This is a genomic window from Prosthecobacter sp. GW821-HT29F12 (assembly GCF_058803405.1).
This window is the reverse complement of sequence record NZ_CM179517.1, coordinates 2,949,569-2,964,448: the sequence shown is the minus strand read 5'-3', so window position 1 is coordinate 2,964,448 and position 14,880 is coordinate 2,949,569. Positions and strand designations below refer to the sequence as shown.

Annotated in this window: 11 protein-coding genes and 1 tRNA gene; 7 read left to right on the top strand and 5 right to left on the bottom strand. The window is 60.3% G+C overall.

From position 1 onward, the window contains the following. Positions 1-117 precede the first annotated feature (117 nt). Together AC3RLQ_RS12245 and AC3RLQ_RS12240 are read left to right on the top strand one after the other, a co-directional pair. Positions 118-2,286: a DUF1549 domain-containing protein gene (locus tag AC3RLQ_RS12245; protein WP_493037437.1), complete on the top strand. Its 2,169-nt coding sequence runs from the start codon at positions 118-120 to the stop codon at positions 2,284-2,286. A gap of 39 nt (positions 2,287-2,325) precedes the next feature. Then, positions 2,326-3,627 (top strand): DUF1501 domain-containing protein, encoded by a 1,302-nt coding sequence (locus tag AC3RLQ_RS12240; RefSeq protein ID WP_493037435.1) that lies wholly within the window; start codon positions 2,326-2,328, stop codon positions 3,625-3,627. An 87-nt stretch (positions 3,628-3,714) separates the two neighbouring features. Here the strand turns inward: AC3RLQ_RS12240 and AC3RLQ_RS12235 are convergent, their stop codons facing one another. Further along, positions 3,715-5,136, bottom strand: coding sequence for a Gfo/Idh/MocA family protein (locus tag AC3RLQ_RS12235; RefSeq protein WP_493037433.1), 1,422 nt, complete (start codon positions 5,134-5,136; stop codon positions 3,715-3,717). 152 nt (positions 5,137-5,288) lie between these two features. Between AC3RLQ_RS12235 and AC3RLQ_RS12230 the strand changes: the two genes are divergently transcribed. Beyond that, positions 5,289-6,635 carry an alanine/glycine:cation symporter family protein gene (locus tag AC3RLQ_RS12230; protein WP_493037431.1) on the top strand — a complete coding sequence of 449 codons (1,347 nt, stop codon included), beginning with the start codon at positions 5,289-5,291 and terminating at the stop codon, positions 6,633-6,635. 63 nt (positions 6,636-6,698) lie between these two features. Beyond that, positions 6,699-6,772 (top strand) — tRNA-Gln (locus AC3RLQ_RS12225). Between the two features lie 90 nt (positions 6,773-6,862). Here AC3RLQ_RS12225 and AC3RLQ_RS12220 read toward each other — a convergent pair. The 3 genes from AC3RLQ_RS12220 to AC3RLQ_RS12210 all read right to left on the bottom strand — a co-directional run bounded on the left by AC3RLQ_RS12220 (position 6,863) and on the right by AC3RLQ_RS12210 (position 8,972). Continuing rightward, the gene (locus AC3RLQ_RS12220) at positions 6,863-7,210 is read right to left on the bottom strand and encodes a hypothetical protein (protein ID WP_300195954.1); all 348 of its coding nucleotides are present in this window, start codon (positions 7,208-7,210) and stop codon (positions 6,863-6,865) included. A 78-nt stretch (positions 7,211-7,288) separates the two neighbouring features. Further along, complete coding sequence (locus AC3RLQ_RS12215; RefSeq protein WP_493037430.1) at positions 7,289-7,579, bottom strand: GIY-YIG nuclease family protein; 291 nt, start codon at positions 7,577-7,579, stop codon at positions 7,289-7,291. Between the two features lie 28 nt (positions 7,580-7,607). After that, entirely contained in the window at positions 7,608-8,972 is a 1,365-nt protein-coding gene (locus AC3RLQ_RS12210) for a DUF1501 domain-containing protein (RefSeq protein WP_493037429.1), read from the bottom strand. Positions 8,973-9,067: 95 nt separating this feature from the next. On the opposite strand from AC3RLQ_RS12210, the gene AC3RLQ_RS12205 reads away from it, so the two are divergent. After that, positions 9,068-10,576, top strand: coding sequence for a N,N-dimethylformamidase beta subunit family domain-containing protein (locus AC3RLQ_RS12205; protein WP_493037427.1), 1,509 nt, complete (start codon positions 9,068-9,070; stop codon positions 10,574-10,576). A 202-nt stretch (positions 10,577-10,778) separates the two neighbouring features. Here the strand turns inward: AC3RLQ_RS12205 and AC3RLQ_RS12200 are convergent, their stop codons facing one another. Then, positions 10,779-11,894, bottom strand: a complete 1,116-nt coding sequence (locus AC3RLQ_RS12200; RefSeq protein WP_493037425.1) for a zinc-binding dehydrogenase — start codon at positions 11,892-11,894, stop codon at positions 10,779-10,781. 140 nt (positions 11,895-12,034) lie between these two features. Between AC3RLQ_RS12200 and AC3RLQ_RS12195 the strand changes: the two genes are divergently transcribed. Beyond that, complete coding sequence (locus tag AC3RLQ_RS12195) at positions 12,035-12,544, top strand: hypothetical protein (RefSeq protein WP_493037423.1); 510 nt, start codon at positions 12,035-12,037, stop codon at positions 12,542-12,544. A gap of 145 nt (positions 12,545-12,689) precedes the next feature. Continuing rightward, complete coding sequence (locus AC3RLQ_RS12190) at positions 12,690-14,873, top strand: SGNH/GDSL hydrolase family protein (protein WP_493037421.1); 2,184 nt, start codon at positions 12,690-12,692, stop codon at positions 14,871-14,873. The last annotated feature ends 7 nt before the right edge of the window (positions 14,874-14,880 follow it).

Sequence of the window (14,880 nt, the reverse complement as noted above, 5' to 3'; positions counted from 1 at the left end):
CATGTCTGCCCCGTTGCCGTCATGGCTGGCAATGACTGGATTGACATTTGGTGTGCAGAATTTGGCATCCTGATGCGATGCTGACATCTGCCTTCGGAGCGCTGCGTTGGTTCTGGCATGAAAGCCAGCCACACACTTTCGTTTTTCACCACCACCTTGTTCGCCGTCGCGCTGCATGCCGCCCCTGTGGACACCACGGCCGCTTCCAAGCAGGTCGATGCGCTGCTCGCCAAAAGCTGGCAGAAACACCAGATCAAGCCGAACGCCCTCGTCGATGACGCCACCTTCCTCCGCCGTGTGTATTTGACGGTGGTGGGCCGCATTCCCACGCTGGATGAAGCCCGTGGCTTCCATGCCTGCCAGATGCCGGACAAGCGCGCCAAGCTCATCGATTCACTCCTCGCCAGCGAAGGCTATGTGCAGAACTTTTTCAACTACTGGGCGGATGTGCTCCGTGCTCAGAGCCAGGGCGTTGCCGGCAGCACCACATCGCTGAATTACCTGAACTACCTCCGTGCCGCGCTGCGGGAGAACAAACCGTATGATCAGATCGCCCGCGAGCTCGTCTCCAGCGAAGGCTCCTGCTTCGACACCGGCGCCATCGGCTACTACATGCGCGATCGCGGCATGCCGCTGGACAATCTCTCCAACACCACCCGCATCTTCCTCGGCACCCGCATGGAGTGCGCCCAGTGCCATGATCACCCCTTCGACAAATGGACACAGAAGCAGTTCTACGAAATGGCGGCCTTCACGCACAACATGAGCGCTTCCAGCTACCGCTCCAAGAGCGGAGATGAAGTGCAGAAGATGATCCGCAATGACAAGTCCCTCGACAACGACACCCGCGATCTCATGCGCCAGGCGCTCAATGAGGCGACCCGCTCGCTGCGCGACACCTTGGTGGTGCAAAACAAAGGCCAGCTCCGTCTTCCACACGACTACAAGTACAAGGACGCCAAGCCCAAGGATGTCGTTCAGGCTTCCGTCATGTTTGGCAAGCCCGTGGCGCTGAAGAAGGAGTCGAACACCATTGGCGAATTCGGCCAGTGGCTGACCTCTCCCGAAAATCCGCGCTTCACCACTATCATCGCCAACCGCCTCTGGCAGCGCGTCTTTGGTGCCGGCCTCTACGAGCAGGTGGACGAAATGATGGACAATAGCGTCGCCTCCAATCCCGAGCTCATGCATTTCTTGGAGCGGCAGATGGTCGCGCTGAAATACGACATGAAGGCCTACCTGCGCCTCCTGCTCAACACGCAGACCTTCGCCCGTGAGAGCACCAAGGAGGTCTCCCCCGGCACCCCCTATTACTTCCAGGGCCCGGTGTTCCATCGCATGCGCTCCGAGCAGGTGTGGGATTCACTCGTCACGTTGGTGAGCCCTGATCCCGATCAGCCCAACTGGAGCAGCCGTGAACGCGAACGTCGTGATCTCGAAAACCGCCATCATCTGGCCCAGCTTCTCGACAAGACCGAGGCCCCGCTGCTTTACGAAGCCGCCAAAGAAGTCGCCGCCGCCATGCGCGAGCAGAACAAGGAATTCGACAAGCTGCGCAAAGAGTTGGATGAGGCGCGCAAGACGGACGACAAGGTCAAGGCCCGCGACATCCAGCGCCGCCTGGGCGAAAGCCAGCGCATCCTGCGCGAACAGGTCTCCAAGTGCTTCTACGCCGCCGCGAAAAAGTCCGGCAATCAGGAGATCCAGAAGGAACTCGCCGCCGTCAGTGGTGATGGCCCCATGGAAATGGCGATGATGAATCTCATGGAAGACAGCCGTGTGGACGCCAAGGCGGCACCGCTGGATCCAAGAGTCATGTCCATCATCAAGGCCGACGAAGCCGTGCTTGGCATGAAGGATGAAAAAAGCATCAAGGGCTTCGAAAATTTCCAGCGTTCACTCCACCAGACTTGGAGCCGTGCTGCGGAGCTGCCGTCTCCCGCACCGCGCGGCCACTTCCTGCGTGAGTTTGGTCAGAGCGATCGCGAGATCATCGAAAACGCCAGCGACGAAGCCAGTGTGCCACAGGCGCTGACGATGATGAACGGCTCCCTGCTCAACCAGCTCACCAGCGCATGGTCCACACTCAGCATCAATCTCCGCAAGGCCAAAACCAACGACGAGAAGATCGACACGCTCTTCCTCAGCCTCTACTCCCGCACACCGAACGCCAAGGAGAAGGCCCACATGCTCCAGACCGTGGAGAGCTACGCCTCTTCCAAGACCTTGTGGGAGGACATCACCCTCGCCGCTCTCAGCACGCAGCGTTTCATCTTCGTCGAATAACTCCTGCCCTGCCTCAGCCACACCTCATTTGAATTCACCATGAAAACGCCCAACAACGATCTCTCCCGCCGCGCTGTGCTGACTCGCATGGCCCAGTCCTGCCTCGGCGTCGGTCTGCTGCCCTCCATGGAGCATCTCTTCTCCAGCAAAGCCTTCGCCGTCGGTGAAGGCAGCGCCACCGCCAAGCAGGCTGCTACGGCGCGCAACGTCATCTTCCTCTACATGACCGGTGGTCAGAGCCATCTGGACACCTGGGATCCCAAGCCCGACAACAAGGAAGTCGCTGGTCCAGTGAAGGCCATCAAAACCAGCGCCGACGGCGTGCAGGTCAGTGAATACCTGCCGCGCATGGCCAAGCAGATGCATCACGCCTGTGTCATCAATTCGATGGCCACCAACACCGCCGCGCATGAGCAGGCCAACTACTTCATGCACACCAGCTTTGGCCTGCGCAGCACCATCAAGCATCCCGGCATGGGCGCCTGGCTCAGCTTCTTCCAGGGCCCCGGCAATCCCGCGCTGCCGCCCTATGTGTATGTCGGCAATGACAGCCGTCATCCCGGCGCAGGCTTCTTCGCGAAGAGGCACGGCCCCCTCATGGTGAACAATCCCGAGGCAGGTCTGCAAAACGTCTCCCCTCAAAAAGGCGTGACTGATGAACGCTTCGGCATGCGCCGTGACCTCGCCCGTTCACTGGATGCCGAGTTTCAAGGCAAGTGGGACACGCGTGGCGTCAAAGCCTACTCAGACGTTTATGACGATGCTGTGAAGCTTATGAAGAGCGAAGACCTCGTGGCATTCGATCTGACCAAAGAACCCGACGCCGTTCGTCAGGCTTACGGCAAGGACACCTTCGGCCAGGGCTGCCTGCTCGCGCGTCGTCTCGTGGAGCACGGCGTGCGCTTCATCGAAGTCAGCCTCGGCAGCTGGGACACGCACGTGGCCAACTTCATCAATGTCCCGCAGCTCTGCAACACCCTCGACACCGCCCTCGCCGCCCTCATCACCGATCTGGAGCAGCGCGGCTTGCTGGACAGCACCATGATCGTGGTCAGTTCCGAATTCGGCCGCACGCCCAAGATCAATCAGAACCAAGGGCGCGATCACTACCCCATCTTCTCCTCCGTCATCGTCGGCGGCGGCATCAAAGGCGGCATCAAATACGGCTCCACCACACCGGACGGCGCCGGTATCGCCACAGACAAAGTCGGCCCGCCCGATCTCAACGCCACCATCGGCTACGCCCTCGGCCTGCCGCTCGATCAGGTGATCTATTCCCCCAGCAAGCGTCCCTTCACCGTGGCCGACAAAGGTCAGCCCCTCACGCATCTGTTTGCGTGAGGCTCTAAAGCTCACAAGGAAAACGCCCGGCAGTGTGAACTGCCGGGCGTCGTTGTTTAGATTTGGCGCATCAGGCCTGCAGCCCGATTAGATGGACTTGTAATCCCAGCCCTGGCGGTAGGCCGCACGGGTGATGAGCTTGTTCGCATCCGCATTGTCGGACTCCTGCTTGGCCGCGTCCCAGTTGATCACTTTGCCGGGATTGGCGATGGCCAGATTGCCGAGGAGACAGAACTTGGTCAGCGGCACGGAGTAATCAAAATTGCTGCCGCAGATCTTGTCCTGCTCGATGGCGCGGATCAGTTCGAGCTGTGGTTCGCCTTCGGCCAGCGAGCCTTCCAGCTTCAGTTCGGGCTTTTTGCCACCGAGGAAATCAGCCATCTTGGTGCTCGGGATGAGGCGTGGGCTGCCGCAATAGTCGTCAGTGTTGAGGATCACGCCGGCGTCGCCACGCAGGAGGAAACCGCCCTTGATCTTGTCCCAGTCGCGGTCGGCTTCCAGTTCAGCCGGACGCTCAGGCTTCAGGCTGCCTTCATACCAGTGCAGTTTGATCTCGCCGTATTTTTCCGTCTTGAAGTAGAACACCACGTGGGAGGACTTCGGCCAGCTCACGTCCGTCAGTTCATTGCACTCGGCTTCCATCTTGTAGGGTTCGCCCAAGCCGCAAGCCCAGAAGGGTCCGTCCAGCAAATGGCAGCCCATGTCGCCCATGGCACCTGCGCCGTATTCGCGGTGGCCGCGCCAGGCGAAGGGATGCAGACCATCGGTGAAAGGAACGGAAGGGCAGGCGGCCAGCCAGTGTTCCCAGTTGAATAGATCTTCGGCGGTGTCGACCATGATGTCTTTGCCATCCGGGCCTTTCTTCTTCTCTTTGATCTTCGGCACCGTGCCATTGATGTACTTGGCCTTGGCTTCATTGCCCTGGGGCCAGATGGGGCGGTTCGTCCACACGTGGATTTCTTTGACGTTGCCCACGATGCCTTCGCTCACCCACTGCTTGAGGAAGCGGATGCCCTTGCCGGTGTGACCCTGGTTGCCCATGTTGGTCTTCACGCCCTTCTTCTTGGCCGCTTCATGCAGCTGATTCGCTTCCCAGATCCGGTTCACCAGAGGCTTCTGCACGCACACATGCTTGCCGCGCTTGATGGCTTCCATCGCTGCAGGGTAGTGCGCGTGGTCCGGAGTGGACACAGTGACCATGTCGATCTTGTCGCCCATCGCTTCAAACATCTCGCGGAAGCTCTCGAACATCTTCGCATCCGGGTACTTCTGCTGCGCCTGCTTCAGGCGCTCACGGTCCACGTCACAGATGGCCACGATGTTGGCACCCTTGGCGGAGATGCCCACGTCAGAGGCTCCCTTGCCACCTGCACCACCGATGCCGGCCACATTGATTTTTTTGACGGCACCTTCCTGGCCAATCAGCAGATTGGGGAGAAAAATGCTGCCCGCAGTTGCTGCGGTGTTGCGGAGGAAAGTACGGCGGTTGGGGAAGAGAGAGGGCTTCATTTGGATGGATTGGGGCCGCAAAGATAGCGGATTGGCGCTGAAATACGCAATGGGAATGTCACCTCCCCCAAAAAACGTCTTCACAGAGGAGAAATGCGCCTAGGGCATTGTTTCTGCTTGGCTAAAGACGACTTAATCCCTTACAAGGCTCCATGGACTTTGCCAAAATTGCTTCCGACCTCTCCGGTTTTGTGTGGGGACTGCCCCTCATCATTCTGCTGTTTGGCACACATTTGTTCCTGACCGTGCGCACTGGCTTCATCCAGCGCTTCCTGCCGCAGGCGATCAGGATTTCCTTTTCGCGTGAAAAAGAAGGGGAGGGGGATGTGTCCCAGTTCGGCGCGCTGATGACCGCACTCGCCGCCACCATCGGCACTGGCAACATCGTCGGTGTGGCCGGCGCCATCACCATGGGCGGTCCCGGTGCCGTGCTGTGGATGTGGCTGACGGGCGTGTTTGGCATCGCCACGAAATACTCCGAAGCCGTGCTGGCCGTGAAATATCGCATCACCATGCCAGACGGCAGCATGGCCGGCGGCCCGATGTATGCGCTGGAGCGCGGCCTGAAGCAGAAATGGCTCGGCGTCCTGTTCGCCTTTTTCACCTGCATCGCCGCCTTTGGCATTGGCAACATGACGCAGGCCAACAGCATCGTGGAGCTCCTGCGCGAGCATATCAAACCCGACTCCGATGTCGTGCTGCGCTGGGTGTCTGGCAGCGTCATGGCGGTGCTGACTGCCGCCGTGGTGCTCGGTGGTGTGAAAAGCATCGCCAAAGTCTGCGGCTTTCTTGTCCCGATCATGGCCATCGGCTACGTCATCGGCTGTGCGCTGGTTTTGATCAAAAACTACGCCGCTCTGCCGCAGGCTTTTGCAGACATCTGGAATGGGGCCTGGAGCGGTCAGGCCGCTGTCGGTGGTTTTGTCGGTGCCACGTTGAAGCAGGTGGCGCAGGCGGGGATCGCCCGCGGTTTGTTCTCAAACGAATCCGGCTTGGGCAGCGCACCCATCGTGGCGGCCGCGGCTCAGACCCGCAATCCCGTCCGGCAGGCTCTTGTCAGCAGCACCGCCACCTTTTGGGACACCGTCGTGGTCTGCCTCATGACCGGTCTGGTCATCGTCAGCAGCGGTCACTGGAAAGACGGGCTGCCCAAAGGGGCTCTCACCAGTGCTGCCTTTGGGGATCTGCACGCAGTCGGCCCCATCTTCCTGCTCTTCGGCCTCATGACCTTCGTGTTCTCCACCATCCTCGGCTGGGGCTACTATGGGGAGAAGGCGGCAGAATACCTCATGGGCACGCGCGCCGTGAAGCCCTACCGCATCCTTTGGGTGCTGGCCGTGCTCTTCGGCTCTGTGCAGCCTGCCCAGGCCGTCTGGGACTTTGCGGATGCCGCCAACGGCCTCATGGCCGTCCCAAACTTGATCTGCCTGATCTGCCTCAGCGGGGTGATCGTGGCCGAAACCAAGGCCCACAAAAAAGAACTGACCGGCCGGGGTTGAAAAAATCTGCCCTCGCACTTGCAAGAACGTCGGGTGCCTCTATTCTCTCCGCCCGCCACTCACTGCCTCATGGTGTAATGGTAACACAGCAGATTCTGAATCTGTTATTCAAGGTTCGAATCCTTGTGAGGCAACCACTCCTGCCACAGGCAGGACAGACAAAAGAAAACGGCACGTGCATCTCAAGGACGCAGCGTGCCGTTTTGCTAAAACAAGGGATCAACAACTCAGGCTTTGGCCTGCGCTGCTGCAAGGATCGCGGAATCCAGGCGGGCCAGGCGATGGGCGCTGGAGGCTGACTCAATGCCTTCAAGGGCGCGGTAGGTCTTGCCCACCTTCTTCACGAGACCGCAGTTGGTCAGCTTGAGGATCTTCTCATACGAGCGCAGGCGCAGCATCTCTTCGCCGCCGCTCACCGCATTCTTCAGCTTCAATCCTTCAAAGACTTTCGAAAACAGGGCTTTAAACTCGAAGGTTTCACCGGTAGAAAGTACGTTCACCAGTTCATCGGTGACGTGATCAACTACCCGGCGGGAGAAAGGCGCTTTTTTCGTGACTGCTTTTGTGGTGACCATCTTTCCCTGTACCACAAAAAAGGCTCGCTGTCTCGGAAACCCTTCGCAAATGTCACATTTCTCCTGCGTAAATGCGCATCATGCCGCTAGATACGCATCTTTCGCGCATCGGCTAAGTTTTTTGAAAGAAAATTCAGCTCTTAAGGCTGCCGATTTGCTCTTCTGCGGCCAGGAGCGCAGCAGGCTCACCGGCCCGCGGCCACGTGTGTAGCGCGCTCCCTTGCCGGCATTGTGCTGGGAAATGCGCCGCTCCAGATCATTGGTGATCCCGCAGTACAGCGTCCCGTCCTTACACAGCAGCACATAAAGCTGCCACTTTTTTTTGGCAGGCTTGGCCTTGGCGGCAGTCTTTTTCTTTTTCGTAGGCACGGCGCATCATAGCCGGTGCGGCAGGAAATCAAAACAGCTCGCTGATCGTCGAACCTTCCGTCAAGGCCACAGGCCGCCCATCCGCCGAGGTGTAGCTGATCTCGCGGTAATCGTATCCCAGCGCCGAGTAGATGCTGGCATGAATGTCTGCCGGTGTGATGGGGCGTTCGTTGGGGTAGGCCCCGCTTGCATCCGAACTCCCGATGACCTGGCCGCCGCGCACCCCGCCTCCGGCGAGCACGACGCTGTAGCAGCCCGGCCAGTGGTCACGCCCGGCGTCGGTGTTGATCTTCGGCGTGCGGCCAAACTCACCCATCCAGACGACAAGCGTGCTTTCCAGCAGGCCGCGTTCTTCCAGATCGTCCAGCAGCGCGGAGTAGGCCTGCTCCATCGGCGGCACCAGCCGGTTCTTGAGCCCGTTGAAGTTGTCCTTGTGGGTGTCCCACGTGATGGAGGGGCCGTTCACCGTCGTGACAAACCGTGTGCCGGATTCCACCAGACGCCGCGCCAGCAGGTGGGATTGCCCCCAGCTGTGCCGGCCATAACGCTCGCGCACCTTGTCCGGTTCCTTGGTCAGATCGAAGGCATTGGCAGCCTTGCCGGACTGCAGCATGGTCGTAGCCTGCTCATTGAAGATGTCCATCTGCGCCGTCTGCGTTGACGCAATGGGCCGTGAGGCGGCGCTCATTTGATTCAGCAGCGCCAGGCGCTCTTGAAAACGTGCGGGGGTCAGGCTGGCATCCAGCCCCATGTTCCTCACGCGAAACGCAGCGGCGTTCGGATCATCATCCAGCACATAGGGATCAAATCGCGTGCCCAGGCAGCCGCCAAACTGGCCGGGTGTCAGATACACCTTGCTGTCGCAGTGTGGAAACGGCGTGATGACATACGGCGGCACTCCCTTGCTGAAGCCATCCCGCTGCGCCAGCCAGCCGACAAGCGTGCCTACTCCGGGCAGATCCGTAGGGCTGGGCGTGATCAGCGTGCTGTCCACCCGATAGGGCCGCCCCGTGGTGGCCCAGTGCATGCCGCCATTGTGACTGCTATGCCCGTGATGCACCGAGCGGATCACCGCCAGCTTGTCCATGCGCTTCGCCATCTGCGGCAGCAGTTCCGTCACATGAATGCCCGGAACGTTCGTGCGGATCGTTTTGAATTCGCCGCGAATCTCCACCGGCCCGTCCGGCTTGGGATCCCAAAGGTCGATATGGCTTGGCGCACCGCCATTGAAGATCATGATCACCGACTTGGCCTTGCCCAGCCCGATGCTGCTCTTGTTGACTGAGGCACCCAGCGCTGCGAGCTGGTTCAGCCCCATGCCAAGCATTCCCACGCCACCGGCATGAAGGAAGCTGCGTCGCGAAAGGCGAATCTCTGGAACGGAAGTGCTCACGATTCACAACCTACGGGGCCAGGAAGAAGATCTTGCGAATGCGAAGTTATTTGCGTCGCCTGCTATACCCGCCGCCGCGCTCTCGTATTGCTCTCATGGATCGCCGAGACTTCATCAAAACCACCAGCGCCGTCGCTGCAATGACGGGCGCACGCCGAGTTCTGTCCGCCCCTTCTGCAAAGCGTCAGCCTGACCTCATCAAAACCGAAAACGCCAAACCCGGCGCAAGCTTCCAGCTCACCCGCATGCGGCCGGATGACTCGAAGTCCTACCGCACCTCGCTCATCGAAGGCTACTGCTCGCGCCAGTCGGTCAAGGCCGGTGAAAAGCTCGACATCTTTGTCAGCACCAAACCGGCCGCCAAGTTCACCATCGACATCTTCCGCATGGGCTACTACGACGGCGCAGGCTCACGCCTGATGACCACCCTCGGCCCTTTCGAAGGCAAAGTGCAGCCCGTGCCTGAGATGGCCGACAAACGCCTCCGCGAATGCCAGTGGGAAGCCTCCACCACCCTCACCATCCCCGCCGACTGGCCCAGCGGCGTCTATCTCGGCCGCCTGAGCACTGTTCCGGAAGCCGCCGACAAGCCCTACTGGCAGAGCTACATCATCTTCATCGTCACCGACGACCGCCCCGCCGACATCCTCTTCCAATGCAGCGACAACACCTGGCAGGCCTACAATCGCTGGCCCGTCAATGAATCCCTCTACACCGATCCCCGCGCCGCTCATGTCCCCGGTGTCAGCGTGAGCTTTGACCGCCCCTATGGCAAATACGTCCAGATCTTCGACAACCCGCAAAGCATGGGCAGCGGCGAGTTCCTCCTTTGGGAATACCCCCTCTGCTACTGGCTCGAAAAAGAAGGCTACGACGTCACCTACTGCTCCAACGTCGACAACCTCAATCCCGCCAACCTCGCCCGCGTCAAAACCATGATCAGCGTCGGTCATGACGAGTACTGGGACATGCGGCAATACACGAACGTCAAAAAGGCCATCGCCGATGGCCTCAGCGTCCTCTGGCTATCCGCCAACGACGTTTACATGGTCACCCCTTTCACCCCAAATGCGAAAGGCGCTGCCAACCGCCGCCTCACCCGCGAAACCTGCTACGGCGAATTCCGCGAGGAAGAAAAAGAGGCCTATTCCAAAGTCCTCGGTCCTTTCGAAAACCCCGGCCCGGACGAGCGGGACATCATCGGTGCACGCACCATCGTCCCCTTCAATGGCGGTGGCGACTGGACCTGCGCCAAGCCCGATCACTGGCTCTTCGAAGGCACCGGCATGAAGCAGGGCGACAGCATTCCCGGCCTCGTCGGCTGGGAATTCCACGGTGACCCAGACACCGCCCGCCCCGGCCTCGAAGTCGTCGCTGAAGGCAACGTCTGGGCCAGCGGCGTCCGCCTCGGCAAATACGCCGCCACCCTCTTCGAAGGCCCCAAGAAAAACATCGTCTTCAACGCCACCACCATTTTCTGGTCCCAGGGCCTCAGCGACCCTCCCGGCCACATGATCCCCTGGAGCCACTTCTCCCGCCCCCACGGGCCCGATGAGCGCGTGCAGCGCATCACAAAGAATGCGCTGAAACGAGCGATTGGATGACGACGCAACGACACGCTCTCCTTTTTTGGACTGCGGTCGCGCAGTGAGGCACGAACGAAGCTACCGCTTTCGCAGGCCTCTCTGTGCGCGCATGCGATGAAACATCCGAAAGCCGTCTCGGGTGATTGTCCTCAGGCCGGGCAGCACGCGCGTGCCGCGAGACATTCGAAAGTGGCAGATCTCGCCGCCGCACTCCGAAACCTCACTCAAACACAATCAAGCTCCGCGCCACCTCACCCCTCTGCAGCGCGTCATACGCTTCATTGATCCCCTCCAGCGGATACCGCTTCGTCACCAGCTCATCCAGCATCAGCCTCCCGGACTGATGCATGCCAATCAACAGCAGCAAATCCGTGCGTGGCTGCGTGCTCCCATACAGGCTCCCGCGCAACGTCTTCTCCGCATACACCAGCTGATTCACATTGATGGACGCACGATCCGCCGCGCTCGTGATGCCCACCATCACGCACATGCCGCCCTTCTTCGTCGCATCAAACGCCTGCTCCGCCGTCTTCCCAGAACCATACGCCTCAAACGCATAGTCCACGCCCTTGCCATCCGTCAGGTCCTTGATCGCCTGCACCGGATCGCCCGCGTTGGCGTCCACGTAATCCGTCGCGCCAAACTGCCGCGCATCACCCTCCTTGCGGCTGAATTTATCCACCGCGATGATCTGCCGCGCACCCGCCATGCGCGCCCCTTGCACAATGTTCAAACCGATCCCGCCGCAGCCGATCACCGCCACCGTGCTGTTCGGCTGCACCCGCGCCGCACGCTCCACCGCACCCACGCCGGTGATCACTCCGCACCCGATCAGCGCCGCCTTTTCAAACGAGAACTCCTTGGGAATCTTCACCACTGAGGCCTGCGGCATCGTCGCCAGCGAGGAGAAGGCCGAAACCCCTGCGTAATGCCGGATGCTCTCGCCCGCGGAGTTCTGAAAGCGTGTCGTGCCATCCGGCATCAGCCCGGTGAAGCGCATCGCCGTGCCCATGTCACACAGCGCAGGGCGTCCGCTGCTGCAGTACTCACATTTCCCGCAGGAGCCGCGCCACACCAGGATCACATGGTCACCAACCTCAACGGAAGTAACACCTTCACCCACGGCTTCGATCACACCGCTGCCTTCATGACCGAGGATGATCGGCATCGGCATGGAAAGGTCGCCCTTCATCACATGCAGGTCGCTGTGGCACACGCCAGCGGCTTTCATTCGCACCGTCACCTCACCCTTCTGCGGAGGTAGAACACGCACCTCTTCGATGCGCAGGGGTTGCTTCGCTTCATACAAGACGGCGGCTGGGGCAAGGGTGGACATGGCAGGATGAGAGAGCATTCAGGCGTGCGGGCAAGCGATTCGTTGGGGGGAGTTAAACTGAGCCGGTAGAGCTTGCTTTGACCTGATGGTGCCCGAAGCTGGAGCCCAAGCCTGATGACTTAAACTTATTCCCTAACTTAATGAAACATACCCTCTGCCTGATCGCCGGTCTCTTCACCCTCTCCCTTCTTCCGGCGTCTGCAGCTGATGAGAAAACCTATCCGGCCAAGGATCCCATTCTTAAATACGAGGTTCCTGCCAAATGGACCACTGAAGTGGACCCAAAGGATGGAGACATCGCCATCACTTCCGACGACGAGCGGATTGCCGTGAACATCGTCGAACTGCCTGTGGCAGCCTCCGTGGAGATGATCGAGACCCTGGTGCCTGACATGGTCAAAGAATTCGAAAACCCCAAGCTGGTGGAAGCTGCGAAGGAGCAAACCGCAGACGGCCTGACGGGCTATGTCGTCACTTACACCGCGACCTCTGATGGCAGCCCGGTGGTGATCAACATGGTGCTCTTCAAGGCTGGCAAGGAGCGCTCCGTCCTGGCAAATTTCGTCCTGGATAATCCAGCCACGCTGCCGAAAGAGCAGAACGAAAAATTTGCCGCCTTCATGAAGTCGCTCCAAGGCCTGGCGAAGTAATTGGTCGCAGCTGAAGAGAAGTCAGGGGTGGGGAAATCAGGCACCAAACGGCTGCCTGCCATGCCTGCGCCTGTGCGCTGGCAGTTCATTCATCACTCCACTCCCCGGTTGCAGGCATCGCCGGTCTCGCTGAGATAGCGTCCGCATGTTTTCCAACCGCAAGACATTCCTCCACCTCGGCGCTCTGGCGCTGCTGGGCGTGACCGGTCTCCGGGCGCAGGCTCCGTCTGCCCCCGCACCGGCGGCTCCTGCGCCTGCTGCTGAAACGGTGCCGGACCTGCCGGCGCTGCAGGCGGCGGCGCGCGCCGTTGAAGAAAAGCTGCCTTCACCGGCGGTGCTGCCTCAGACCTATTTCGATCTCACTCCTGTGCAGCGGGATCGCTGGCGGAAGTTTCTCCCACAGACCCTGCTGAAACTCACCCGGCGTGAGCGTGTGGAGATCGTGGTGCTGGGTGATGCGATCCTCGATGGTGCCAAGGCCGAACCCGGCGTGGACCCGGTGCTCAAAAGCTTTGCAGGCGTGTTCGCTAAAAAGCTCGCGGCCCAGTTTTACTACACTGGCGGCGTGCGCGTGGTGCGGCCCGGCGGCAAATTGCGCGACAAGGAATCCAAGGTCATGGGACCGGAGATTTTGATCCAGCCGGTGCAAACCTCCAGCATCATTTCGGCGGCCTCGGCGCTGTCCACCGTCGGATTTCAAGGGCAGCCCGATGTCGTCTTGGTGGCGCAGGGCTTGGAAGACGGGCTGGCTGGAGTCTCTGCCGCAGATGTGGCGGTGGCTTTTCGCAGTCTCTTGGATACCGCGCGCGGCAAACGTCTCGAAGTCATCGTCGCGGGACCCATTCCACAGGCGGCAGATCCGGAGGAGGCCAGCTTGGCGCTCACGCGCGGACCCTCCAGCGTGCTGCGTGAAGCCAGTGCCAGGGCGGATGTCATTTTTTCAGACCTGGGCGATTTGTCTCGCCTGCTGCAGGCACCTTCCGGGGCCAAAGGGGCGGATCAAATCTTCCCGGCGCTCATGCAGGAGTACCAAAGCCTCCTGAACCTCCTCCCTTCCCAGGGCGTGATGACGCCAACGACCGGCATGCATGCGGAGATGGGACGCATCTTGTTTCAGGATGTGATGCAGGGTGCACCCGGTGTCCTATGGAAGATCAGCGCTGCCAAGGCGACGCTTGCGGGGCAGGGGCAGCTGACATTGGAATTTGAACTGGCCAACACCCGGCGCGACCCCCTGAATGTGACTCTGCTGCCGCTGGTGCCTTCCGGGTTAAAGCCCAAGGACACGAATCCCGAAATCGAGCTGGCTGCTGGCGCAAAGCAGACGGTGAAGTTGAGCTATGCCATCACTGACACACGCTTTCTGCCGCTGACCGATGGCGAAATGCGCCTGCCGGTGCTCGTGATCGCGGGCAAACAATCGCGCATCGAGGACATCGTGGTGCCGTTGCGTCCTTTCAGCATCACCTGGAACGCACGCGCTGCCTTCAATCAAGAATCGGAGTTTTCCCCTGAACTCGAAATCGAAAACAGCACCGGATCCAGTCTCTCGGCCTCATGGGAGTCGAACTGGGGTGGTAAATCTCAGGAAGGCAAGATCGCTCTGGAAGCCGACGGTTCGGAAGTTCTCAAGCTGGCCCTGCCACTGCCGGCCGATGGGCGTCTGCCCCTGCGGCGTGTGCTGCCGCTGAAGCTGGCGCTGAACTCCAATGGAGTGAGGCAGATTTTTGATCGCGACATTGAAATCACCCGTAACATGGGCCTCAAAGAATCGGTGCCCCTGACTGCGGCAGATGCCCAGGAGAGCGCCGTGACTCTGCGGGCGGATGCTGACAGCATGAAGCTCTTCCTCACCCTCGATCTGACCGGGGTCAGTCTTGTGGACGACGCTTCCGGCAAGGCGTTTGAACTGCTGCTGAACCTCGACGCTCGCAGCTATGGCGAACGACAGACTCCCGGGGCCACAGCAGCGCTGCGCATCACCGGCAAAGCGGCCGATGGCGATGCGACGGTCGATCCGATCGCACCTTGGGCCTTTGGCAGCGGTTATGCTGCGGTGTTCGAGCCGAAAGAAATCCACGCGGCACTCACCAGCTCCGCAGGCGGTGGCCGCAGGCTCACCATCACCCTGCCGAAAAGCTATCTCTACCGCCACGAATGGGCTTTGGGGAATGGCAACAGCCAGCTGGGCCTGAACGTCCGCTTCAATGGGGGCGGCCGTGGCTATTTCCTCACCCGCAGCAGGCGGCAGGGGGATGATGCAGAAAGTCTGAGCGTCTTGGAATTGACCGACAAACCCACGCAGCGCTGGACGGTGCGCGTGGAGTAGAAGAAAA